Source organism: Kribbella sp. NPDC051137 (assembly GCF_040682535.1).
In the GTDB taxonomy this organism is placed as follows: Bacteria; Actinomycetota; Actinomycetes; order Propionibacteriales; family Kribbellaceae; genus Kribbella; species Kribbella karoonensis.
Genome location: NZ_JBFBBI010000001.1, coordinates 1465241 through 1486829, shown reverse-complemented (window position 1 = coordinate 1486829; position 21589 = coordinate 1465241). Strand labels below are relative to the sequence as shown.

23 protein-coding genes are annotated in these 21589 nt (G+C 70.1%); 13 read left to right on the top strand and 10 right to left on the bottom strand.

All coding sequences use genetic code 11. The features are described from left to right. Nucleotides 1-2: 2 nt before the first annotated feature. Entirely contained in the window at nt 3-1553 is a 1551-nt protein-coding gene (locus AB0M51_RS07065; protein WP_344196477.1) for a DHA2 family efflux MFS transporter permease subunit, read from the bottom strand. Nucleotides 1554-1616: 63 nt separating this feature from the next. Between AB0M51_RS07065 and AB0M51_RS07060 the strand changes: the two genes are divergently transcribed. Continuing rightward, nucleotides 1617-2087, top strand: a complete 471-nt coding sequence (locus AB0M51_RS07060; RefSeq protein WP_344196479.1) for a MarR family transcriptional regulator — start codon at nt 1617-1619, stop codon at nt 2085-2087. Next, complete coding sequence (locus AB0M51_RS07055) at nt 2084-2626, top strand: DUF6624 domain-containing protein (protein WP_344196480.1); 543 nt, start codon at nt 2084-2086, stop codon at nt 2624-2626. The genes AB0M51_RS07060 and AB0M51_RS07055 overlap by 4 nt, the downstream gene beginning before the upstream one ends. Here AB0M51_RS07055 and AB0M51_RS07050 read toward each other — a convergent pair. From AB0M51_RS07050 to AB0M51_RS07035, 4 genes are read right to left on the bottom strand one after another with little or no spacing between them, the layout of a single operon-like run. Beyond that, nucleotides 2619-3845, bottom strand: coding sequence for an amidase (locus AB0M51_RS07050; protein ID WP_344196482.1), 1227 nt, complete (start codon nt 3843-3845; stop codon nt 2619-2621). The genes AB0M51_RS07055 and AB0M51_RS07050 overlap by 8 nt on opposite strands. A 38-nt stretch (nt 3846-3883) precedes the next feature. Beyond that, complete coding sequence (locus tag AB0M51_RS07045; protein ID WP_344196483.1) at nt 3884-4486, bottom strand: hypothetical protein; 603 nt, start codon at nt 4484-4486, stop codon at nt 3884-3886. After that, nucleotides 4461-5687, bottom strand: coding sequence for an MFS transporter (locus AB0M51_RS07040; protein WP_344196485.1), 1227 nt, complete (start codon nt 5685-5687; stop codon nt 4461-4463). Before AB0M51_RS07040 ends, AB0M51_RS07045 begins: the two co-directional genes overlap by 26 nt. After that, nucleotides 5684-6253: a winged helix-turn-helix domain-containing protein gene (locus tag AB0M51_RS07035; RefSeq protein WP_344196487.1), complete on the bottom strand. Its 570-nt coding sequence runs from the start codon at nt 6251-6253 to the stop codon at nt 5684-5686. The genes AB0M51_RS07040 and AB0M51_RS07035 overlap by 4 nt, the downstream gene beginning before the upstream one ends. A gap of 387 nt (nt 6254-6640) precedes the next feature. Between AB0M51_RS07035 and AB0M51_RS07030 the strand changes: the two genes are divergently transcribed. From AB0M51_RS07030 to AB0M51_RS07005, 6 genes are read left to right on the top strand one after another with little or no spacing between them, the layout of a single operon-like run. Further along, the gene (locus AB0M51_RS07030; RefSeq protein WP_344196488.1) at nt 6641-8329 is read left to right on the top strand and encodes a nitrite/sulfite reductase; all 1689 of its coding nucleotides are present in this window, start codon (nt 6641-6643) and stop codon (nt 8327-8329) included. After that, entirely contained in the window at nt 8326-8475 is a 150-nt protein-coding gene (locus tag AB0M51_RS07025; RefSeq protein WP_344196490.1) for a hypothetical protein, read from the top strand. Before AB0M51_RS07030 ends, AB0M51_RS07025 begins: the two co-directional genes overlap by 4 nt. Beyond that, nucleotides 8472-9158: a phosphoadenylyl-sulfate reductase gene (locus tag AB0M51_RS07020; RefSeq protein ID WP_344196491.1), complete on the top strand. Its 687-nt coding sequence runs from the start codon at nt 8472-8474 to the stop codon at nt 9156-9158. The genes AB0M51_RS07025 and AB0M51_RS07020 overlap by 4 nt, the downstream gene beginning before the upstream one ends. Then, nucleotides 9155-10054 (top strand): sulfate adenylyltransferase subunit CysD, encoded by a 900-nt coding sequence (cysD, locus tag AB0M51_RS07015; protein WP_344196493.1) that lies wholly within the window; start codon nt 9155-9157, stop codon nt 10052-10054. The genes AB0M51_RS07020 and cysD overlap by 4 nt, the downstream gene beginning before the upstream one ends. Next, on the top strand, nt 10054-11340 hold the full coding sequence (locus tag AB0M51_RS07010) for a GTP-binding protein (RefSeq protein ID WP_344196494.1): 1287 nt from the start codon (nt 10054-10056) through the stop codon (nt 11338-11340). Before cysD ends, AB0M51_RS07010 begins: the two co-directional genes overlap by 1 nt. Further along, nucleotides 11337-12131 carry a sirohydrochlorin chelatase gene (locus AB0M51_RS07005; protein ID WP_344196496.1) on the top strand — a complete coding sequence of 265 codons (795 nt, stop codon included), beginning with the start codon at nt 11337-11339 and terminating at the stop codon, nt 12129-12131. The genes AB0M51_RS07010 and AB0M51_RS07005 overlap by 4 nt, the downstream gene beginning before the upstream one ends. Here the strand turns inward: AB0M51_RS07005 and solA are convergent. Both solA and AB0M51_RS06995 read right to left on the bottom strand, forming a co-directional pair. Continuing rightward, a complete protein-coding gene (gene solA, locus AB0M51_RS07000) occupies nt 12128-13240 on the bottom strand; it encodes an N-methyl-L-tryptophan oxidase (RefSeq protein ID WP_363748424.1) in 1113 nt (370 codons plus the stop codon). The two genes, AB0M51_RS07005 and solA, sit on opposite strands and share 4 nt — an antisense overlap. A 54-nt stretch (nt 13241-13294) precedes the next feature. Further along, nucleotides 13295-14281, bottom strand: a complete 987-nt coding sequence (locus AB0M51_RS06995; protein ID WP_344196499.1) for an aldo/keto reductase — start codon at nt 14279-14281, stop codon at nt 13295-13297. Between the two features lie 81 nt (nt 14282-14362). Here AB0M51_RS06995 and AB0M51_RS06990 point away from each other — a divergent pair, with 81 nt between their 5' ends. Further along, nucleotides 14363-14590, top strand: coding sequence for a ribbon-helix-helix protein, CopG family (locus tag AB0M51_RS06990; RefSeq protein WP_344196501.1), 228 nt, complete (start codon nt 14363-14365; stop codon nt 14588-14590). Next, nucleotides 14590-15699, top strand: coding sequence for a Clp protease N-terminal domain-containing protein (locus AB0M51_RS06985; RefSeq protein ID WP_344196502.1), 1110 nt, complete (start codon nt 14590-14592; stop codon nt 15697-15699). The genes AB0M51_RS06990 and AB0M51_RS06985 overlap by 1 nt, the downstream gene beginning before the upstream one ends. Nucleotides 15700-15706: 7 nt before the next feature. On the opposite strand, the gene AB0M51_RS06980 is transcribed toward AB0M51_RS06985, so the two are convergent. Genes AB0M51_RS06980 through zapE form a run of 3 tightly spaced genes read right to left on the bottom strand, consistent with a single transcriptional unit; the run spans nt 15707 to nt 18261 of the window. Then, a complete protein-coding gene (locus tag AB0M51_RS06980; RefSeq protein ID WP_344196504.1) occupies nt 15707-16591 on the bottom strand; it encodes a polyphosphate kinase 2 family protein in 885 nt (294 codons plus the stop codon). Nucleotides 16592-16605: 14 nt separating this feature from the next. Next, a complete protein-coding gene (locus AB0M51_RS06975) occupies nt 16606-17190 on the bottom strand; it encodes a hypothetical protein (protein WP_344196505.1) in 585 nt (194 codons plus the stop codon). 60 nt (nt 17191-17250) lie between these two features. Then, nucleotides 17251-18261, bottom strand: a complete 1011-nt coding sequence (zapE, locus tag AB0M51_RS06970) for a cell division protein ZapE (protein ID WP_344196507.1) — start codon at nt 18259-18261, stop codon at nt 17251-17253. A 40-nt stretch (nt 18262-18301) separates the two neighbouring features. On the opposite strand from zapE, the gene AB0M51_RS06965 reads away from it, so the two are divergent. From AB0M51_RS06965 to AB0M51_RS06955, 3 genes are read left to right on the top strand one after another with little or no spacing between them, the layout of a single operon-like run. Beyond that, entirely contained in the window at nt 18302-19243 is a 942-nt protein-coding gene (locus AB0M51_RS06965) for an aldo/keto reductase (RefSeq protein ID WP_344196509.1), read from the top strand. Continuing rightward, nucleotides 19240-20580 (top strand): GH1 family beta-glucosidase, encoded by a 1341-nt coding sequence (locus AB0M51_RS06960; protein ID WP_344196511.1) that lies wholly within the window; start codon nt 19240-19242, stop codon nt 20578-20580. The genes AB0M51_RS06965 and AB0M51_RS06960 overlap by 4 nt, the downstream gene beginning before the upstream one ends. Nucleotides 20581-20614: 34 nt before the next feature. Then, entirely contained in the window at nt 20615-21589 is a 975-nt protein-coding gene (locus AB0M51_RS06955; RefSeq protein WP_344196513.1) for a zinc-binding dehydrogenase, read from the top strand.

Genomic DNA, 21589 nt, shown 5'->3' with positions numbered 1-21589 from the left:
CCCTAGCCGACCACCGGCTGCCCGTCCTCAGCTTGCTGGGGGCGGGCAGCTCTTTTCGGCATCAGTACGGCGGCGAGGATCGCGCCGGCGACCGCGATGCCGCCGGAGACCCACATCGTGGTGTTGAGGCTGGTCAGGAACGCCTCCCGCACGCTGCTCGCCAGCCCCGCGGAGCCGGTCTTCGCCGCCACCGAGAGACCGCCCGCGAGACTCCGCTGCGCCGCGTCCGCGACCTGCGCCGGCAGACCGGTCGTGTCCACGTTGTGCCGGTAGACCGAGTTCAGCACGGTCCCGAGGACGGCGACGCCGACCGTCCCGCCGACCTGACGGAACGCCTGCAGCAATCCGGATCCGGTCCCGGCCCGCTCCGGGTCGAGGACGCCGAGCGCCGCGTTCATTGCCTGCGGCATCGAACACCCGAGCCCGAAACCGACCACCACGAACCAGCTCGCGGTGTAGCCGTACCCGGTGCCGAGGTCGGTGAACGCGCCGAGCACGAACCCGGCCGCCATCACCACGAACCCGGCCATCACGACCAGCCGGGTACCGATCCGCGACTCCACCGGCTCGGCCAGCTTCGCCCCGACGGTCATCCCGCCGATGAACGGCAACAGCTTCAGCCCGGTGTGCAACGCGTCCGAGCCGTTGATGCCCTGGAAGTACTGCGGCATCGTGAACAGCAGCCCGAAGATCGCGAACACCGACACCGTCAGCAGTACGGCGCCGCCGGTGAACACCCGCTCGCGGAACAGCCGCAGCTCGATCAGCGGCTCCCGGTTCCGCCGCTGCCAGATCAGGAACCCGGCGATCAGGACGACGGCCAGCCCGAGGGACACGATCGTGGCCGCGTCGGACCAGGACGTCTCGCCCGCCTTCGTCACGCCGTACACCAGGGTCGCGAGTCCGGCGCTGGACAGCACGATGCCGAGCCAGTCGATCGCCGGGCGGTTCGCGCTCCGGCTCTCCGGGACGAGCAGCGTCACCGCGAGTGCGGCCAGGAACGCGATCGGGACGTTGATCACGAAGATCCACTGCCAGCCGGCGTGGTCGAGCAGCAGCCCACCGACGATCGGGCCGAGCGGCATACCGATGCTGTTGGCAACGACGAAGAAGCCGATCGCCTTCTTCCGCTCCTGCTCGGTGCGGAACAGCACGGTGATCAGCGAGAGCGCGACCGGGACGATCATCGCGGCGCCGATCCCGAGGAACGCGCGGGCCGCGATCAGCTGACCGGCCGAGCCGGAGAGCGCGCAGGCGAGCGACGCCAGCCCGAAGAGCGTGAGGGCGATCGCGATGAGCTTGCGCCGCCCGTACCGGTCGCCGAGCAGACCGGCCGGCAGCAGCAGCGCGGCGAGCACCAGGTTGTAGCTGTTCGCCATCCATTGGAGCTGGCCGGTGGACGCGTCGAGGTCCTTGGCGAGGGTCGGCAACGCGACGTTGAGCACGGTGGTGTCGAGGCCGAGCACGAGCACGGCCAGACACAACGCGACGAGGACACCGAAGCGGCGGGCGCCGGTCAGCGCCGGCGCGGCGGTGGTGGCTGCTGAGGTCATGCAATTCAAATTATCAGAAGTTTGTGATAGTTGCGATAAATCCAATTACTGTAAGCTTCAACCATGGCGGAGGAACCGAGCCGGGAGGCAGTCAGCCAGTTCGTCGAGCGGTTCGCGGGCGTGCTGGCGAACAGCGGCGTACCGACGATGTCGGCTCGGGTGATGGGCGCGATGCTGGTCAGCCCCGACGGGACGCTGACCGCGGCGGAGCTCGCCGAGTCCCTGAAGATCAGCCAGCCGGCCGTGTCCGGCGCGGTCCGGCAGCTGCTCCAGGTCTCGTTCATCTCCCGCGAGCGGCTGCCCGGCTCCCGCAAGGACCACTACCGGATCCGCGAGGACGTCTTCGCCGCGATCCTGGAGCGCCGCAACCTCGCCCTCAGCGAGTGGGAATCCACCAGCCGCTCCGGCGCCGCCCTCTTCCCCGCCGGCTCCCCCGTCGCCAACCGCCTCACCGAGGCCGCCGACTTCTTCGCGTTCATCCACGCCGACATGGACCAAATGATCAAGAACTGGCGCGCGGACCGCCACCCATGACCCCCACCCTCCGCGACGAACTCCTGCGAATGGCCTCCGCAGACCAGGACGCCCGCCGGCAGTTGGACGAACATCCACGCCTGCTGGACGGCGTACCCGAGATGGAACTGACGGCGTCTGAGAGGCAATCCCTGGATCGCCTTCAGGCGGTGGACGCCGAGAACACCACGCGGATGAAGACAATCGTCGCATCACACGGCTGGCCCGGTCACAGCCTCGTTGGTGCCGATGGTGCCCAAGCGGCTTGGCTGCTGGTCCAGCACGCCGATCGCGACCTGCCGTTCCAGCGCGCCTGCCTCGAGCTGTTGAGCGAGTCTGTCCAAGCCGGCGACGCCGACGCCGCCCACGAGGCGTACCTCACCGACCGGGTGTTGGTGGCTGAGGGTAAGCCGCAGCTGTACGGGACTCAGTTCAGGCTGGCTGCTGACGGCTCGTGGGAACCTCGGCCGTTGGACAGTCCCGAGCAGGTCGACGTGCGGCGGCGTCGGGTGGGGCTGGAGTCGTTGGATGAGTACCGGAGGCGGTTTCCGGTCAGGTGATCGGGGGTTGGGGTAGGGGTGCTTGGATCAGGCGGGCGAGTGACAGGGCGGTGGCGTCCGCGTGGTGTGGGGTGACTACCTGGGCGCCTACGGGGAGACCGGTCGAGAGGCCGGCGGGGACGCTGACGGCGGGGTGGCCGGTGACGTTGAAGGTCCAGCAGGGGTCGCCGGTGATGATGGACTGTTCGTGCTGGTCGTAGCCGTGGGCAACGGTCAGGGTTGTCGGGGTGATGAGTGCGTCGACCTTCGTGAAGACGTCCGCCATGGCGGTGTTGTTGTGATCCCGCACTCGCCGGGCGCGCTGCACCTCCTCTGCCGTCACGCCTCGCCCGTTGTCGAGCGCCGACAACACAGGCCACGCGATGTCGGTCGGCGCGAGCTCCAGCGGTACGTCGACCACATCCACGCCGCACTCCTCCAGCCGCTCACGAATCACCCGATCAACTCCGGCGTCAGCAGCACACGCCCCAAGCGTCGACCGATACGCCACTCGCCACTCGCGTCTTTGTGAACCCACCAACCACGAATCCGCGCCGAGCGTGGTTGGTGGGTTCTCAAAGATGGGTACAGGCCAGCGCGGTAGGGCTGTGGGGTCGAGGCGGTGGGGGCCGCTGGCGAGGCTCGTGGCGAGGATGACGTCGTCGAGGTCGGCGCCGATCACGCCCGCCGTGGTGAGCTCACCTAGGCCCCTGCCACCAGGGCGCGGGATCCGTCCGTACGTGCCCTTGAAGCCGACGATCCCGCAGAAGGAGGCCGGGATGCGCAACGAGCCGCCGCTGTCGCCGCCGGTCGCCAGTGGTACGACGCCTGCCGCCACCGCGGCCGCCCCGCCGGCGGTCGAACCGCCAGGTGACCGCGTGAGGTCCCACGGATTGCGCGTGTACTCCTGCCCGTTCCATCCGAAGGTCAACGACACCGCGCCCGGCCGGGCCCGCGTCGACCAGCCGATCGGGACGGCGCCCGCCGCGGTCAGCCGGCTCAGGATCGGCGACTCCGGCGGCGTCCGCGCCTTCACCAGGAACGGCACTCCCGCCAACGCCCCCGCTGGATCCACTCGCTGCGCCGCCCGCCGCGCTCCGTCCGCGTCCAGCTCCGCCAAGAAGTGCAACACCGGATCCAGTCGCCGAGCCGCCTCCAGCGCCTCCTCGACCATCTCGATCGCCGTCGCCGCACCCGACCGCACCAACTGCGCTGTCTCGAGGGCGGTACGTCGCCCCATCAGACCTCCCCGACCACGCAACACCCCGCGTCGGCTGGTCATTTGGCGATCAGGCAATAGGTGAAGGCAAGGCGCCGGTCCAGCCAGTCGGCTGTCACGGTGACGACGTTCGTGCCCTCGGAGTACATGGCGACTTCGTCGCCGGCGCGCCACTCCAGGGTGCGGGCCTTCACCGGCTGGTCGCCGCCCTCGTCGCCGATCCCGGTGAGGCCATCGAGTACGCCGACGAGCAGACGGCCGGCTGCCTTCGCGGCGAGGCGGGCCGGTGAGCCGGTCAGCCATTCCGTGCGGCCCAACAGCTCAGGCCGGCCCGGCTGGGTGATGCGCCAGTTCGGGCGGACGAGTGGGCGGCTGGACGGGAGGCGGGTGATGGTGCCGATCTCGGTGCCGTTCGCATCGACAACCGACCAGCCGTGGTCGGACAGACGCACGACCCCGCAGAGCAGCTGCGTCAGTTCGGCGTCGACGTACAGCGTCCGGTCGGGGCCGACGTACGCGCAGGCCGTGAGCACCCGTTCGTCCTTGGAGCCCGACGGCACCCGGATGGCGTTCGGTCCCCATTCGATCCGGTTGCGGCTGCGGGTCGCCGGCCGTTCGACATTGCTGAGCGTGAACTCACGTACGCTCTCCCAGCCGGGCACCCGCCGAGTCTACGTGCACCCGGGTCGCGGCCCACAGCATCAGGAGAGCGAACAGTACGCCGACCACGCCGCACGCGACCGAGATACTCGACAGGCTGATCAGTGCTCCGAACCCGGTCATCGCGAGCGGCATCAGCGCCTCGTCGGACAGGTTCACGATGCTGAAGCTGCGCCCGAGGTACGACGGATCGACCGACTGCTGGAACGCCGCCGACAGCTGCGCCGACGCGATTCCCGCCGTACAGCCGATCATCGCCATCGCGACGAACACGGCCAGTCGCGGCACCACCCCGATCATCGCGCACCCGGCCGCCTGCACCACCAGCGCCAGCAGCCCCGACCGCGCCAGGTCCGCCGGCTTCCACCGGATCGCCACCAGCGCACCGGCCGCGGCCGCGATCCCGGAACAGGCCTCGAACCACCCGTACCAGGCTGGGCCCCAGCCCGCCTGGTGCGTGCGCTGCACGAGTCCGACCGCGAGAACCGGCCCCACGCACAGGTTCAGTCCGGAGAACGCGATCACCAGCGTCCGCGCCCGGACGTCGCGCTTCAGGTACGCGAACCCGTCTCGAAGATCGGCCCGCACAGACCTGCCCGAGGAAGCGGGCTGCGGCAACCGCGGCTTCACCACGAACGCGAGCGCCAGCGCGATCACCACGAACGACGCCGCGTCGACAAGCATCACTGTGACGAGACCACCGTGCGCGACCAGCAACCCGCCCAGCGGCGCACCCGCGAACGTCGCCAACCGCGTCGCCAGCTGCGTACCGGCCGACAGCTTCACGAGGTCCTCGGACCTCACCATCCGCCGCGGCAGAGTCCCGGACGCGGGCGTGTACAGCGCGTCGACCGCCCCGAACACGACCGCCACCGCGACCAGCAACCCGAGCGACAACCCCCACACGAGGACCGCCGCCGAGGCGGCGACGAGCACGACGATCCGCGCCAGGTTCGCGAGGATCATCGTCCGCCGGCCGTCGAGCCGGTCCGCGAGCGCGCCGCCGTACAGCAGGATCAGCGCCTTCGGCAGCGCGCCGATCCCCATCACCAGCCCGGCTCCTGCGGGCGTCGTGACCTGGGCCGCACTCCAGGCGAGCCCGACGTACCACGCCACGTCACCGGCCCAGGAGATCCCGGCCGACAGGATCCAGCCGTGCACCCGACGGTCTCTCCGGAGCGGCGGGAAGACCGGGGCGCTCATGGCCGGGCGGGTACGGCGTGCGCGAAGAAGAACACGCGGTGCGCGTCCTCCCCCTCGGCCGGGTGGTCGCGGTACTCGCGGACCAGGTCCTCGATCCGTTCGCTCAGCTCCTCGAGCTGCGACGGCGTCAATGTGAGCCATCTCTCGGTCGCGTACGCCGCCCGCACCCAGGGCTCGTCGAACTCGTGCCGGATGTCGAACCACTGCCGCACCTTGCCGACGTGGTGGGCCAGGTTCACGTCCTCCGCCGAGGCCGCGACCAGCTCCCCCGCCGGGTCGCCCTGGGCGTCGGCGATCGACCACGAGTACTCCGAGGCGTCGCCGAGCTTCCACCAGCGTTCGCGCCGGGTCTTCGCGAGTTCAGGCGCTTCGACGATCACGCCCGCGGACGCGAGAACCTTCAGGTGATGGCTGACGTTGCCGACAAGTTCTCCGGTCGCCCCGGCCAGCCGGGAGGCGGTCGCGGGGCCGTCGACGTGCAGCAGGTCGAGCAGCCGGCGGCGCAGCGGATGGTGCATCGCGGCCAGCACGGACGGGGTCACGGACCGCCGGTTCGGAGGTGTCATGGACGCCACCGTAGCTTCCACAAGATATCTTGCACAAGAGTTCTTGCAGATCAGTGAAGACGCCGCGAGTAAACTCCACCAGGCCGCTAGACATAGCCACATCGTGAGATCGGGTCTCAGGATGTAGGAATGGGAGTTGATTTGTCAGGCGCTGGCGCTGACGCTTGTGGACATGCTCGCTGCCCTTTCCACCCACCTCGTAGGTCGCATTCATGTCGACCTCGGGCGGATGCGCAGCGCCATCTGTTGTCCTTCGATGTTCTGACAGCCCCCTGATCATTCCCCGATCACCGCTGGGTGCGCACCGCGCGGAACACATCGAACCGACGACGCTTCGATCTCCCCGCCGCTGGTGAACACCTGTCACGAGGACAAGGACACGCCCCGATGACTGCCGGCGTCACCACTCCTGCTCGCAAGCCCGCCCGCCCGCGCAAGGGCAAGGGCGAAGGCCAGTGGGCACTCGGATACCGCGAGCCGCTGAACAAGAACGAAGAGAACAAGAAGAACGACGACGGCCTGAACGTCCGGGCCCGGATCGAGAACATCTACGCGCACCGCGGCTTCGACTCGATCGACCCGGCCGACCTGCGCGGCCGGTTCCGCTGGTGGGGGCTGTACACGCAGCGCAAGCCCGGGATCGACGGCGGCAAGACCGCGACGCTCGAGCCGGAGGAGCTGGACGACCGCTACTTCATGATGCGGGTCCGGGTCGAGGGCGGGCAGCTGACCACCGAGCAGCTCAGGGTGATCGCCGAGGTCTCGGCCAAGTACGCGCGGAACACGGCCGACATCACCGACCGGCAGAACATCCAGCTGCACTGGATCGCGATCGAGGACGTGCCGGCGATCTGGCAGGCGCTCGAGGCCGTCGGGCTGTACACGACCGAGGCATGCGGCGACGTACCGCGCGTCGTGATCGCCAGCCCGGTGGCCGGGATCGCGGCGGACGAGATCATCGACCCGACGCCGGCGATCGACGAGATCGTCGCGAAGTACATCGGGTCCGACGAGTTCTCGAACCTGCCGCGCAAGTTCAAGACCGCGCTGACCGGGCACCCGTCGCACGACGTCGTACCCGAGGTGAACGACATCGCGTTCGTCGGTGTCGTGCACCCGGAGCACGGCCCGGGCTTCGACCTGTGGGTCGGCGGCGGCCTGTCCACGAACCCGATGCTCGCGCAACGGCTCGGCACCTGGATCCCGCGCGAGGAGGTCGCCGAGGCGTGGTGGGGCGTGACCAGCATCTTCCGCGACTACGGCTACCGCCGGTTGCGGAACCGGGCCCGGCTGAAGTTCCTGGTCGCGGACTGGGGCGTCGAGAAGTTCCGTGAGGTGCTGGAGACGAAGTACCTCAACCGGAAGCTGATCGACGGCCCGGCGCCCGAGGTGCCCGCTGTCCAGGGCGACCACGTCGGTGTCCACCAGCAGAACGACGGCAAGTACTTCGTCGGCGTCGCCCCGGTCGTCGGCCGGGTCTCCGGTACGTCGCTCGCCCAGGTCGCGGACGTCGTCGCCCGGCACGGGTCGAACCGGATCCGGACCACGCCGCAGCAGAAGCTGCTGGTGCTGGACGTCGAGGAGTCGCAGGTCGACTCGCTGGTCGCCGAGCTGGACGCGCTCGGGTACCAGGCGAACCCCTCGGCCTGGCGGCGGAACACGATGGCGTGCACGGGGATCGAGTTCTGCAAGCTCGCGATCGTCGAGACCAAGGCGAAGGCGGCCCGGCTGATCGAGGAGCTCGAGGAGCGGATCCCGGAGCTCGACGTACCGATCACCGTGAACCTGAACGGCTGCCCGAACTCCTGCGCCCGGATCCAGACCGCGGACATCGGCCTCAAGGGCCAGCTGGTGATGGATGCCGACGGCAACCAGGTGCCCGGGTACCAGGTACACCTCGGCGGCGGCCTCGGCCTGGACGCCGGCTTCGGCCGGAAGCTCCGCGGTCACAAGGTGACGGCCGACGACCTCACCGACTACGTGGAGCGGGTCACGCAGACGTATCTGAAGGAGCGCAACGAGGGCGAGCGGTTCGCCCAGTGGGTCACCCGGGCAGACGAGGAGGCGTTGCAGTGAGCGAACGCGCAGCGCCTCATTACTGCCCGTACTGCGGGGACGAGGACCTCAGGCCCTCCGAGGACGGCCACGGCGCGTGGGAGTGCCGGGCCTGTGCACGGGTGTTCCAGCTGAAGATGACCGGACTGCGGGTGAGTGTGGAATGAGCACGGATCTGAAGACGCTCGCCGAGGAGGCGAACGAACGGCTGGCCGACGCGTCGCCCGTCGAGGTGCTGAGCTGGGCGCGCGAGACGTTCGGTGACGAGCTCGTCGTGACTGCCTCGATGGCCGACGGCGCGCTCCCCCATCTGGCGGCGCAGGCGGCGCCGGGTGTCGACGTACTGTTCCTCGACACCGGCTACCACTTCGCGGAGACGATCGGGACCCGGGACGCGGTGGCCGCGACGCTGCCGATCAACCTGATCAACGCGCTGCCGAAGCAGACCGTCGCCGAGCAGGACGCGGAGTACGGCGAGAAGCTGCACGACCGCGACCCGAACACGTGCTGCGCGCTCCGCAAGGTCGAGCCGCTGAACCGGTACCTGTCCGGCTACAAGGCGTGGGTCACCGGCATCCGCCGCGAGGAGGCGCCGACCCGCGCGAACACGCCGGTCGTCGAGTACGACGAGAAGCGCGACATGGTGAAGCTGAACCCGATCGCGCCGTGGACGCAGGCCGATCTCGACGAGTACATCGCCGACAACGGCGTACTGGTGAACCTGCTGCAGTACGACGGCTACCCGTCGATCGGCTGCGAGCCGTGCACGCAGCGCGTCGCGCCGGGCGAGGACCCGCGCAGCGGCCGCTGGGCGGGCACCGGCAAGGTGGAATGCGGGTTGCACACATGAGCACAACTGTTACCGAGTTGGACGCTCTGGAGAGCGAGTCGATCTTCGTGTTCCGCGAGGTGGCGGCGGAGTTCGAGCGGCCGGTGATCCTGTTCTCCGGCGGCAAGGACTCGATCGTGATGCTGCACCTGGCCCGGAAGGCGTTCGCGCCGGCAGGTGTGCCGTTCACGCTGCTGCACGTCGACACCGGCCACAACTTCCCCGAGGTGCTGGCGTATCGGGATGCGGTCGTGAAGGAGCTCGGACTGCGGCTCGAGGTGGCCAGTGTCGAGGACTACATCGCCGACGGCCGGCTGCGTGAGCGCACCGACGGGACCCGGAACCAGCTGCAGACGATTCCGTTGCTCGACGCCATCAACTCGCACCGCTTCGACGCCGTGTTCGGCGGCGGCCGGCGGGACGAGGAGCGGGCCCGGGCGAAGGAGCGGATCTTCAGCCTGCGCGACGAGTTCGGGCAGTGGGACCCGCGGAACCAGCGCCCCGAACTGTGGTCGCTGTACAACGGCAAGCACCGGCCGGGTGAGCACGTGCGCGTGTTCCCGCTGTCGAACTGGACCGAGCTCGACATCTGGCACTACATCGAGCGCGAGCAGATCCCGCTGCCGTCGATCTACTACGCCCACGAGCGGGACGTGTTCGAGCGCGACGGCATGTTGCTTGCCGTCGGCCCCTATTCGCGGCCTCGTGACGGCGAGACCGTCGCGCAGCGCCTGGTGAGGTACCGCACGGTCGGCGACATGTCCTGCACCGGGGCGGTGGCCAGTGACGCGACGACCGCCGCGGACGTGGTCGTCGAGGTCGCGGCCAGCGAGATCACCGAGCGCGGCGCCACCCGCGCCGACGACCGGGCCAGCGAGGCCGCGATGGAAGACCGTAAGCGAGAGGGGTACTTCTGATGAGCACGCTCCTCCGCCTGGCGACCGCGGGGTCGGTCGACGACGGTAAGTCCACGCTGGTCGGCCGGCTGCTGCACGACTGCAAGGCGATCCTCGCCGACCAGATCGCGCACGTGAAGACCGTCTCCGAGGCCCGCGGCGGCGACTTCGACTTCGCACTGCTCACCGACGGCCTGCGGGCCGAGCGAGAGCAGGGCATCACGATCGACGTCGCCTACCGGTACTTCGCCACCGACAAGCGCTCGTTCATCCTGGCCGACTGCCCCGGGCACGTGCAGTACACCCGGAACACCGTGACCGGCGCCTCGACCGCGGACGTGGTGATCATCCTGGTCGACGCCCGGCATGGCGTTCTCGAGCAGACCCGCCGGCACCTCGCGGTGGCCGGCCTGCTCCGGGTCCCGCACGTCGTACTCGCGGTCAACAAGATCGACCTGGTCGGCTACGACGAGGTCGTGTTCACCAAGATCGCCAAGGAGGTCAACGAGGTCGCCGACCAGCTCGACATCGCCGACGTCCAGGCCATCCCGGTGTCCGCACTGGTCGGCGACAACGTCGTCGACCGGTCCGGGCGCACCGAGTGGTACGACGGCCCGACGCTGCTCGAGCTGCTGGAGAACGCGAACGGCCGCACCGACACGTCGCAGCAGCCGCTGCGGTTCCCGGTGCAGTACGTGATCCGTCCGCAGACCGACGACGAGTACCGCGACTACCGCGGCTACACCGGGACCGTTGCCTCCGGCACGGTTTCGGTCGGCGACCCGGTGATCGTGCTGCCCGCGGGACGCCGTACCTCGATCGCCGGCATCGACCGCCCGGTGATCACCGCGACCGGTACCGCGGTGGCCGAGCGGCCGTCCGCGGTCGCCGGCGAGGCGGTCACGGTCCGGCTCGCCGACGACATCGACGTCGCCCGCGGCTCGGTGATCGTCGCCGCCGACGCCTCTCCCGGCACCCGCCGGGAGCTGGCCGCCACCGTGAGCTGGTTGTCCGACCGGCCGCTCACCGTCGGGGCCCGGGTGCTGATCAAGCACACCACGACCACCGCGCAGGCGATCGTCACCAAGATCACCGGCGCGCTGGACCTCGACACCCTCGGCGTCATCGACGCCGCCGAGCTGGCCCTGAACGACATCGGCAAGGTGCAGCTCAAGATCGCCGCACCGCTGGCCGCCGACCCGTACTCCCGCAACACCATCACCGGATCGTTCCTGCTGATCGACGCCCACGACGGGTGGACGCTGGCAGCCGGCATGATCGACGACGAAGAAGGGGAACTGCTGTGACTGCTCCAGCGCTCGTGATCCTCGCCCACGGCAGCCGCGACCCGCGCTCGGCCGCCACCGTCCACGCCCTCGTCAAGTGCCTGCGCGAGATGCGTGACGACCTGCGGATCGAAGCCTCCTTCCTCGACCACTGCCCGCCGACGCCGTACCAGGTACTCGGGAAGCTCGCCGCCGAAGGCGTCGAGGAGGTCGTCGTCCTGCCGCTGCTGCTGTCGGCCGCGTACCACGCCCGGATCGACGTACCGGCGGTCATCGACGAGGCACGCAGCCGGTTCCCGAACCTCCGGGTGATCGCCTCCGACGTCCTCGGGTACGACGACACGCTGCTCGACGTGCTCGACCGGCGGATGCGCGCCGAGCTGAAGGGCGGCCGCGTCCGCGAGCTGGACGCGCTGGTGCTCGCGTGCGCCGGTTCGAGCGACTCGCACGCGAACGCGAGCGTCACCCGCCTCGCCCGTCTCTGGGGTCAGCGGCACAAGCTGCCGGTCACCGCCGCGTTCGTGTGCGCGGCGTCGCCGTCGCCCGCCGAGGCCGTTCTGCAGTGGCGGCTCGAGGGCCGGCGGCACGTCGCGGTCGGCTCGCTGTTCTTGGCGCCGGGCGTCCTGCCGGACCGTGCCGAGTCCACCTCACGCCGGGCCGGCGCGGTCGCGGTGTCGCGTCCGCTCGGCGTCAGCGCCGAGGTCGCCCGGCTGGTCATGCTCCGGTACGGCGTCGCCGGCCTCGACCTGCTGACGCTGGAGCCGGCCCCCCGCCCGGTCATCGCCCGCCCCGAGCTGGTCCGGACCGCCTAGAACCTGTGTGGATCGAGGAAGGAGACGTCCGTGTAGGGCGTCTCCTTCGTCGTTTCCTGGGCGAGCAGTTCGCCGATCCCGGCGCAGTGCTTGAACCCGTGTCCGCTGTCGCCGCCCGCGATCACCACGCGGTCGCCGTACCGGCCCGCCAGGAACTGGCCGTCGAGCGAGTCCGTGACCATGCACGGCATCAGCTTCACCGGCTCGGGATCAAGGCCCGGGAACTGGTCGGCGATCGCCGCGGACAGTTCGGCGATGTCCTTGCGCGGGTGGATGTAGCGGTCCAGCTCGTCCGGGTCGACGTCCCGCTCCCGCTCCGCACCGTCGAGGCCGACCTTCACCAGGAAGTCCTCGTCCGACCCGTGCCCCCAGAGCCCCCGGCCGTCCGCGAACTCCCAGATGAACGCCGGGAAGTTCCGTAGCCGGAACGCCTCCGACGCCGGGTCCCTGGGCTGGAACCAGAACAGCGGCGTACGGCGCGGTGACAGCGACACGCCCGGCACCAGCTTGCTCAGCCACGCCCCGGTACAGATCACGACCTGCTCCGCGGTGATGCTCGTGGTCGGCGTCCGCACCGTCACGCCGTCCGGGCGTACGTCGATCCCCGTCACCATCGTGTGCGGATACACCGTCGCGCCCAGCCGCTCGGCCTCCGCGACGTGCGCCCGCACGGTCGGCTCCGCGTAACAGATGCCGGCGTCCGGATCCCACACGGCGACGTCCTCGGCCGCCAGCGCGTACTGCGGGAAGCGCTCGGCGAGTTCGTCATGCGTGAGGTCCGTCGTGGCCGCACCGGCAGCCTTCCGGGCGCCGGTCACCGGACGGCTGTCCGGCGTACCCACGTTGAGCGAACCGGTCTGCCGGACATAGGTCTCCCCGGTCCGCTCCCCCAGTTCCGTCCACAGCCCCAGCGACTTCCGCGCGATCGCCGTCAGCCCCGGATGCTCCATGCACGCCACCCGGAACAACCGCGTGGTCCCGTGCGACGACCCGAACGAATGCCCGATCCCCTGCCGCTCGATCCCGACCACGTCCACTCCGCGCACCGCCAACCGCCACAACGCGGCCGACCCGAACGCCCCCAGCCCGACCACCACGACATCCGCCACACCCGCAACCCTACGCACCCCCCTGCCCGCCCCGCCGGAGGTGGGTGGGTGTTGTTACAGGCCGACCATCGACATTCCGGCTGGGTTGTAGCGGTTGCCTCGGACTCCTACTCGGGTGGCGAGGGTATTGAGGTCTGCCAACTCGTCAGCGGACAGGGCGACCTGAGTGGACGTGTTGTTTTCGTCGACGCGTTCGCGCCGGCGGGTGCCGGGGATGGGGACGATCCACGGCTGCTGGGCGAGCAACCACGCGAGCGCCACCTGCCCCGGCGTGCATCCCTTCGGCTCGGCGAGGGAGCGGATGTACGTGACCAGCGCCTCGTTGGCCGTCAGGTTGTCCGCCTCGAAGCGTGGGACCCGGTTGCGGATGTCGCCGGCGTCGAACGTCGTCGACGTCCCGACCGTACCGGTCAGGAACCCCTTGCCCAGCGGGCTGAACGGCACGAAGCCGATGCCGAGCTCGGCACAGGCGGGCAGCACCTCCGGCTCCGGATCCCGGGTCCACAGCGAGTACTCGCTCTGCACTGCCGTGACGGGGTGTACGGCGTGCGCCCGGCGGATCGTCGCCGCACCGGCCTCGGACAGCCCGAAGTGCCGCACCTTGCCCACCTCGACGAGCTCTCCCACCGTCCCGGCGACGTCCTCGATCGGCACCTCGGGATCCACCCGGTGCTGGTAGAACAGGTCGATCACGTCGATCCCGAGCCGTCGCAGCGACTCGTCGGCGACCCGGCGGATCTGCTCCGGGCGCGAGTTCGTGCCCTGCATCGTCCCGTCCTGGATGTTCCAGCCGAACTTGGTCGCGATCACCACCTGGTCCCGCACCGGCGCCAGCGCCTCGCCGACCAGTTCCTCGTTCACGTACGGCCCGTACACCTCGGCCGTGTCGAAGAACGTGACTCCTTGCTCCACGGCGTACCGGATCACGCCGATCATGTCGTCGCGGTCGCCGGGGTTCGGTCCGTAGCTCTGCGACATGCCCATGCAGCCGAGACCGACCGCGGACACCTGGAGACCTTGACCGAGGGTTCGTGTGTGCATGACCTGACGGTAGATCCGGCCAGGCGTCCGGAGGGAGTCTCTGCGAGTACCTCCCTTGGATAGCGTGATATCTTGATATCTATGGTGAAGGACGTGACCAAGAACATCCTGCTCAGGCTCGATCCGGAGCTGGCCGAGCGGTTGCAGACCGTGGCGTCGGTGGAGGGGCGGTCGGTGTCGGACGTGGCTCGCGAGGCGATCGCGGCGCTGGTGGACCAGCGGCGCCAGGACGCCCGGTTCAGCCGCCTCCTGGAGGAGAACCTGACCCGCCACGAGGAGTCGCTGCGCCGGCTGCGCGGAGACGACTGATGCGTTATCTCGAGCGGTACGACGTCCTCGCCGTCGCCGCGCGGGTGCTGCGTCGCGGGTCCGGCGACGTCGTACGCGGGACCGACCTGGACGCGGTCGACCAGGTGCTGGCCGACGTACGGCGGACCGGCGGGCTGGCGGAAGCGGCCGGTGTACTGCTCGCGGGGCTGGTGCGGGCGCGGCCGTTCGACGGGGCGAACCGGGTCGTCGCGGTCGCCGTGGTGCTGCAGTTCGTCTCGCTGAACCGGGCCGACCTGCAACTCGAGCCGGTCGCGGACGTCGACGAGCTGCTCGACCGGATCGCCGCCGGTGACGCCGGGCAGACCGAGGCCGCCGCGTTCGTCCGCGGCCGGCTGGAACATCACCCGGTCGCCGCCGAGGACCTGCAGGCGGACCTGCGGCTCGAGCTGCTGCTCTCGGAAGAAGCCTTGACCTTCGACATCCAGGACGAGTGGTGGAGGGGAATCCAGATGTACGAACAGTTCAACGAGCAGGCCAGGCAGGTCATCGTGCTGGCGCAGGAAGAGGCCCGCAACCTCGACCACGTGTACGTCGGCACCGAGCACCTGCTGCTCGGCGTCCTCGCGCTGAGGACGAGCGTCGCCTCGCGGGTGCTCTCCGACCTCGGCATCACCGCCCCGGCGGTTCGGGACCTCGTGGTCGAGATCATCGGCCGCGGCAAGAGCGGTGCGGGGACGGGCGCGATCCCGTTCACGCCGCGGGCCAAGAGCACGTTCGAGTTCGCGTGGGGTGAGGCCCGGGCGCGCGGCGCGGAGCAGGTCGGCCCGGAGCACCTGCTGCTCGGCGTACTGCACGACGGCGACGGAGTCGGCGGCCAGATCCTCACCAAGCTCGCCGAGGACGTGGACGAGGTACGCCGGAAGCTCGAGCAGCGGATGAGTTGGCGCCGCCGCTCCGAGTCGGTGGTCGCCGACGCCGTCCAGGAAATGATCGGCGGATCGACCGAAGAGTGGACCGCCTACGGCCGCCGGCATCACCTGATCGCCGAGCTGACCGCCGTACTCGACGAGAACGAGCGACTGCACGAGCAGGTCGCCCGGCTCCGCGACCTGCTCCGCCGGCACGGCATCGACCCGGACACGCCCTGACCCCGGATCAGGTCGCGGCCAGGCGCTTCTTCTCCTTCTCGACGTCGAAGTCCGCGGCCGGCCACTCCGGGTCCAGCTCCTTCAGCGTCTCGAGCAGGATCGTGGTGACCGCCCAGTTCCGGTACCACTTGCGGTCGCTCGGGATCACGTACCACGGTGCGTCCGCGGTGTTACAGCGCTCGATCGCCGCGTGGTAGGCGTCCATGTAGTCCGGCCACAGCTTCCGCTCGTCGACGTCGCCCGGGTTGTACTTCCAGTGCTTGGTCGGGTCGTCGAGGCGGGCCTCCAGCCGGCTGCGCTGCTCCTCGGGCGAGATGTGCAGGTAGCACTTCACGATCTTCACGCCGCCCGCGGTCAGCTCGGCCTCGAAGTCGTTGATCTGGTCGTAGCGCCGGGTCCAGACGTTCGGCGTGACGAGCTCGCGGACGCGGGCGATCAGCACGTCCTCGTAGTGCGACCGGTCGAAGATGCCGATCATGCCGCCGTCCGGCACCGCCTGCCGGATCCGCCACAGGAACCCGCGGCGCTTCTCGGCCGGCGTCGGCGCCTTGAACGAGGTGATCTTCAGGCCCTGCGGGTCCATCAGCCCCGCGCCGTGCCGGATCACGCCGCCCTTGCCGGAGGTGTCCATGCCCTGCAGCACCAGCAGGATGCTCCGCTGCCCGCCGCTGCGCCCCTCGGCGAACAACCGCTCCTGCCAGTCCGACACCTCGGCACCGAGACTCGCCAGCGCCTCCTTGCCGTCGTCCTTGCTGCCGTCGAACCCGGCCGTCGACCGCGTGTCGTACGTCGTCAGGTCGACCTCACCGGCCGGCACCCGCAACAGCTCCCGCAGTCCCCCGCCGGCCTCCCGCTTCTTGGCCGCCTTGTCGCCCTTCTTCTGCTTCGCCATCCACTCATCCTGCCTCATCGGCTGTCCGGTTCACGGCGTTTGCGAACGCGTTTGGCCCACAAGATCGACTCGATCACCACCACCGCCACAAGACAGACCGCGACCGTCCCCGCACCCCACAACAGCCCACCGAGCGGCGCCAGACAGTCCTCCTCCCGCCCCGCACATTGGCGAGCTTCGTACGTCGCCGCCGCGACCAGCGTGACGACGACGGACAGCACCGCCGTACCAACGACGTACGCCGCCAACCGCAGCAGCCACCGACCACCACCCAGCGCCGCTCCCGCCGTCGTGAGCAGGACAACGACCAGCATCACAAGGGCAAGTTCGAACTCGCGCAGCTCCCCCTCGCTCTGGTTCCACACGAACCGGAAGCCGTCGTTCACCGCGTCCTGCCAGATCACCAGCCCGGCAACGACTCCGAGCGCGATCCCCAGCCAGAGCCGCGCTTTCGGCTCCGGCCATGCGACCACCACCGCCGCGATCGCCCCGACTGCCGCCAGCACCCCGAGCGGCAGCTTCCACTGCGAGCTGCCGAAGCCGGACGTGTCGTCGAACTGCACGAAGCTCCCCGCTGCCAGCAGCCCCAGCGCCAACACGAGCAATCCGAGCGAACCCGTCCGCCGCTTCCCCATGTTCCAGGAAAGCACGGCAGCGGATCACGCAGCGCGGGCGAGCGCGATCAGGCGGGAGAGGGCGCGCAGGTACTTCTTCCGGTAGCCGCCCTTGAGCATGTCCTGGGAGAACAGCTCGTCCAGCGGTACGCCGCTCGCCAGCAGGGGCAGGTCGCGGTCGTACATGCGGTCCGCGAGGACCACCATCCGGAGCGCGACGTTCTCGTCGGTGAGCGGGCGGATGTCCGTGATCGCCACGGTCCCGATCCCGTCGAGGAGCGCGCCGTACTTGCTCGGGTGCAGCTCCGCGAGGTGCCGGTGCAGGTCGACGAAGTGGTCGCACGACGCGTTCCGGCGTACGGCGGCCTCGTGCTCGACCTTCTCGTCCGGCCACGGCTCCGGTGCGACCGGGAGACCGCGGTGGCGGTAGTCCGGGCCGTCGACCCGGCGGACGTCGAAGCGCGCCGCCAGGCCCTGGATCTCGCGGAGGAAGTCGACCGCCTGGAAGCGGCCCTCGCCGAGCTTGTCGGGGAGCGTGTTGGAGGTCGCCGCGAACTCGACGCCGGCGTCGACGAGCTGGCCGAGCAGGCGGGAGATCAGCATCGTGTCACCGGGGTCGTCGAGCTCGAACTCGTCGACGCAGATCAGCCGGTAGGACGAGAGCTTGTCGACGGCCGTGCGCAGGCCGAGCGCGCCGACCAGGTTGGTGAGCTCGACGAACGTGCAGTACATCTTCGGCCCCGCCGCCTCGTGCCAGAGGGACGCGAGCAGGTGGGTCTTGCCGACGCCGAAGCCGCCGTCCAGGTAGATCCCCGGCCGGTCCGGCGACGCGGTCCGGCCGCGGAGCCGCGACCACAGCGAGGGCGCCGTCCGCGGCTGTGCGAGCTTCTCGGCCCGCGCCGTGAGCGCCGCGACCGCCTCCGCCTGCGACACCTCGTCCGGATCCGGCCGGTACGTACCGAACCGGACGTCCGCGAACCGCGGCGGCGGAACGCACTCCGAGAGCAACCGCTCCGGGCTGACCTCGGGCCGCCGCTCACTCAACCGCACCACCATGGCCCCAACCCTACAAACCCGCGCCGTCTAGGCTCCGCGCATGACCAACAACTGGCTCCGTCCGCTCGGCTCCACCGGGCTCACCGTCTCGGCCGTCTGCGCCGGCGGCAGCGGCATCGCGGGGATGCCCGCCGTCTTCGGGTACGACGTGACCGCGCAACAGGCCGTCGACCTCGTACTGCGGGTCTTCGACAGCCCGCTCAGCTGGATCGACACGTCCAACGGGTACGGCGACGGGACCAGCGAGACCCGGATCGGTCAGGCGATTCGCGAGTACGGCGGCCTGCCCGACGGGTTCCTGGTCGCGACCAAGGTGGACGCGAAGGACGGCGACTACTCCGGCGCCCGGGTCCGCGCGAGTGTTGCCGAGAGCAAGGAACGGCTCGGCCTCGACGACCTCCCGCTGGTTTACCTGCACGACCCGGAGGCGCACGACTTCGCCGCGATGCGCGACGCGGTCGACACGCTGATGCAACTGCGCGCGGACGGCGAGATCGGCCACGTCGGCCTGGCCGGCGGCGACACCCGCGAGCTGTCCCGGTACCTCGACCTCGGCGGGTTCGAGGTACTGCTCGTGCACAACCGGTGGAGCCTCGTCGACCACTCCGCTCGGGCCATCTTCGAGCGGGCCCGGGCGGACGGCATCGCGGTCGTGAACGCGGCCGTCTACGGCGGCGGCATCCTCGCGAACCCGGCCGGTGCGACCAAGTACGCCTACCGCGAGGCACCGCCGGCCCTGCTCGAGGCGGTCACCGCGATGGACGCGGCCTGCCGCGAGTACGGCGTGGACCTGGCCACGGCCGCGTTGAGGCACTCGGTGGACGACCCTGGCATCGCCGGCACGGTCGTCGGGATCACCAAGCCGGCCCGGGTCGACGCGCTGACCGAGGCGCTCGCGGCCGACCTCCCCGACGAACTGCTTAACCGGTTAGGTAGCCTGCTCCCCGACGAGCGATACTGGGTCGAGAAGGAGACGACGTGACGAACGGCTTCCCGAGCGGGTTCACCTGGGGCGCGGCCACCGCGTCGTACCAGGTCGAGGGCGCGATCAACGCGGACGGGCGCGGCCCGAGCATCTGGGACACCTTCGCGAACACCCCCGGCACGATCGCGGACGGCAGCACCGGCGACGTCGCCGTCGACCACTACCACCGGTTCGCCGACGACATCCGGATGCTGGCCGACCTCGGGCTCACGGCGTACCGGTTCTCGATCGCCTGGCCGCGGATCATGCCGACCGGGACCGTGAACCAGCCTGGGCTGGACTTCTACCGGCGGCTTGCGGAGACCTGCCTGGCGAACGGCATGACGCCGTACGCGACGCTCTACCACTGGGATCTGCCGCAGCCGCTCGAGGACGCCGGCGGCTGGCTGGTGCGCGACACCGCCGAGCGGTTCCGCGACTACGCCGCCGTCACCCACGACGCGCTGTCGGACGTGGTCAAGCACTGGATGACGCTGAACGAGCCGTGGTGCTCGGCGTTCCTCGGGTACGGCAGCGGCGAGCATGCCCCGGGGCGGACCGAGGGCACCGACGCGCTGAAGGCGGTCCACCACCTGCTGCTCGGGCACGGGCTGGCGCTGGACGCGATCCGCTCCGAGGGTGGCTCGTACGGCATCGCGCTGAACCCGGCGCCGATCCACGCCGCCACCGACTCCCCCGCCGACCGCGACGCCGCACGCCGGATCGACGGCCTGCGGAACCGGCTTTTCCTGGAGCCGCTGCTGTCCGGGCAGTACCCGGCGGACGTGCTGGAGGACACCGGCATGTCCGACTGGTTCGCGGCACAGGAGGCCGACCTGCCGCTGATCGGGGCGCCGCTGGACTTCCTCGGCGTGAACTACTACTGCCCCACCACGGTGGCCGCGCCGGACGGGCCGATCTCCACGCCCCGAGCGAGTGACCAGCCGGGCAGCGAGAACGTCGTCGCCGTCGACCCGGGGCTGCCGAAGACGCAGATGGGCTGGTCGGTCCAGGCGTCCGGGCTGCGCGACATCCTGGTCTCGATCAACAAGCTCGCGCCGGAGCTGCCGTTGTACGTGACCGAGAACGGGTCGGCGTACCCGGACGTCGTGACCGCGGACGGTCAGGTCGAGGACGACGAACGGCTCGACTACCTGCGACAGCACGTTGCCGTGTGCAAGGACCTGGTCACCGAGGGGTTCCCACTGAAGGGGTACTTCGCCTGGTCGCTGCTCGACAACTTCGAGTGGGCGTGGGGCTACAGCCGGCGGTTCGGGATCGTGTACGTCGACTACGCGACGCAGCAGCGGATCGTGAAGAAGAGCGGCCGCTGGCTGCAGGATTTCGTCGGTTGACCTCAACCCTTGTAGAGGTTCTAGCGTTCTCGGCGTGAAAGCGATCAGATTGCACGCATTCGGGCCGGCCGAGAACCTGGTGTACGAGGAGGTCCCGGACCCGGTGCCGTCGGCCGGGACCGTCCTCGTCGACGTCGAGGCCGCCGGCGTCCACCTCGTCGACACGATGATCCGGGCCGGGGCCACCGGCGGCAGCCCGATCCCGGTGCCGGACCTTCCGACCATCCCGGGGCGCGAGGTCGCGGGCCGGGTGCGGGCGGTCGGACCGGACACCGCCCCGTCCTGGATCGGCAAGCGCGTCGTGGTCCATCTCGGCATGGTCCCCGGCGGGTACGCCGAACGCGCCGTCGCGAAGGTGGACTCGCTGTACGAACTTCCCGACCACGTCGACGCCGCCCAGGCCGTCGCCGCGATCGGCACCGGTCGGACGACGGCCGGCATCCTCCAGCAGGCCCGCCTCACGATGGAGGACGTCGTCCTCGTGACGGCCGCGGCCGGCGGCATCGGCAGCTACCTGATCCAGGCAGCCCGGAACGTCGGCGCGGTCGCGATCGGCCTCGCCGGCGGGCCGGAGAAGGTCGGGGTCGTCCGCTCGCTCGGGGCGCAGTACGCGATCGACTACCGGGATCCGGACTGGGTCCAGGTGCTGAAGGACGCGCTGCACGGCCAGGACGTCACGGTCCTCCTCGACGGCGTTGGCGGCGCCAACGGTCAGCAGGCGTTCGACCTGCTCGGCAACGGCGGCCGCGCGTTCCTGTTCGGCTGGTCCGGCGGCGGCCCCATCGAGTTCACCCACGAAGACCTGATGAACCGCGGCCTCACCGTCGGCTGGACCCTCGGCGCCCGAATGGCCCGCCAGCTCCGCACCCTCGAAGCAGCCGCCCTCGAAGAGACCGTCACCGGCCGCTGGCAGGCGCTGACCACCACTTTCCCCCTCTCCGAGGCGGCAACCGCCCACCACTACCTGGAATCCCGCCGAACCACCGGAAAGGTCGTCCTCATCCCCTGA

Coding starts and splice junctions, on each gene's coding strand:
- zapE (WP_344196507.1), bottom strand. CDS start 18,261: ATGGTGGTGCGGTTGAGTGAGCGGCGGCCCGAGGTCAGCCCGGAGCGG.
- AB0M51_RS07065 (WP_344196477.1), bottom strand. CDS start 1,553: ATGACCTCAGCAGCCACCACCGCCGCGCCGGCGCTGACCGGCGCCCGC.
- AB0M51_RS07035 (WP_344196487.1), bottom strand. CDS start 6,253: ATGACACCTCCGAACCGGCGGTCCGTGACCCCGTCCGTGCTGGCCGCG.
- AB0M51_RS07060 (WP_344196479.1), top strand. CDS start 1,617: ATGGCGGAGGAACCGAGCCGGGAGGCAGTCAGCCAGTTCGTCGAGCGG.
- cysD (WP_344196493.1), top strand. CDS start 9,155: ATGAGCACAACTGTTACCGAGTTGGACGCTCTGGAGAGCGAGTCGATC.
- AB0M51_RS06980 (WP_344196504.1), bottom strand. CDS start 16,591: ATGGCGAAGCAGAAGAAGGGCGACAAGGCGGCCAAGAAGCGGGAGGCC.
- AB0M51_RS07020 (WP_344196491.1), top strand. CDS start 8,472: ATGAGCACGGATCTGAAGACGCTCGCCGAGGAGGCGAACGAACGGCTG.
- AB0M51_RS06965 (WP_344196509.1), top strand. CDS start 18,302: ATGACCAACAACTGGCTCCGTCCGCTCGGCTCCACCGGGCTCACCGTC.
- AB0M51_RS06990 (WP_344196501.1), top strand. CDS start 14,363: ATGGTGAAGGACGTGACCAAGAACATCCTGCTCAGGCTCGATCCGGAG.
- AB0M51_RS06985 (WP_344196502.1), top strand. CDS start 14,590: ATGCGTTATCTCGAGCGGTACGACGTCCTCGCCGTCGCCGCGCGGGTG.
- AB0M51_RS07040 (WP_344196485.1), bottom strand. CDS start 5,687: ATGAGCGCCCCGGTCTTCCCGCCGCTCCGGAGAGACCGTCGGGTGCAC.
- AB0M51_RS07010 (WP_344196494.1), top strand. CDS start 10,054: ATGAGCACGCTCCTCCGCCTGGCGACCGCGGGGTCGGTCGACGACGGT.
- AB0M51_RS07055 (WP_344196480.1), top strand. CDS start 2,084: ATGACCCCCACCCTCCGCGACGAACTCCTGCGAATGGCCTCCGCAGAC.
- AB0M51_RS07050 (WP_344196482.1), bottom strand. CDS start 3,845: ATGGGGCGACGTACCGCCCTCGAGACAGCGCAGTTGGTGCGGTCGGGT.
- AB0M51_RS07030 (WP_344196488.1), top strand. CDS start 6,641: ATGACTGCCGGCGTCACCACTCCTGCTCGCAAGCCCGCCCGCCCGCGC.
- AB0M51_RS06995 (WP_344196499.1), bottom strand. CDS start 14,281: ATGCACACACGAACCCTCGGTCAAGGTCTCCAGGTGTCCGCGGTCGGT.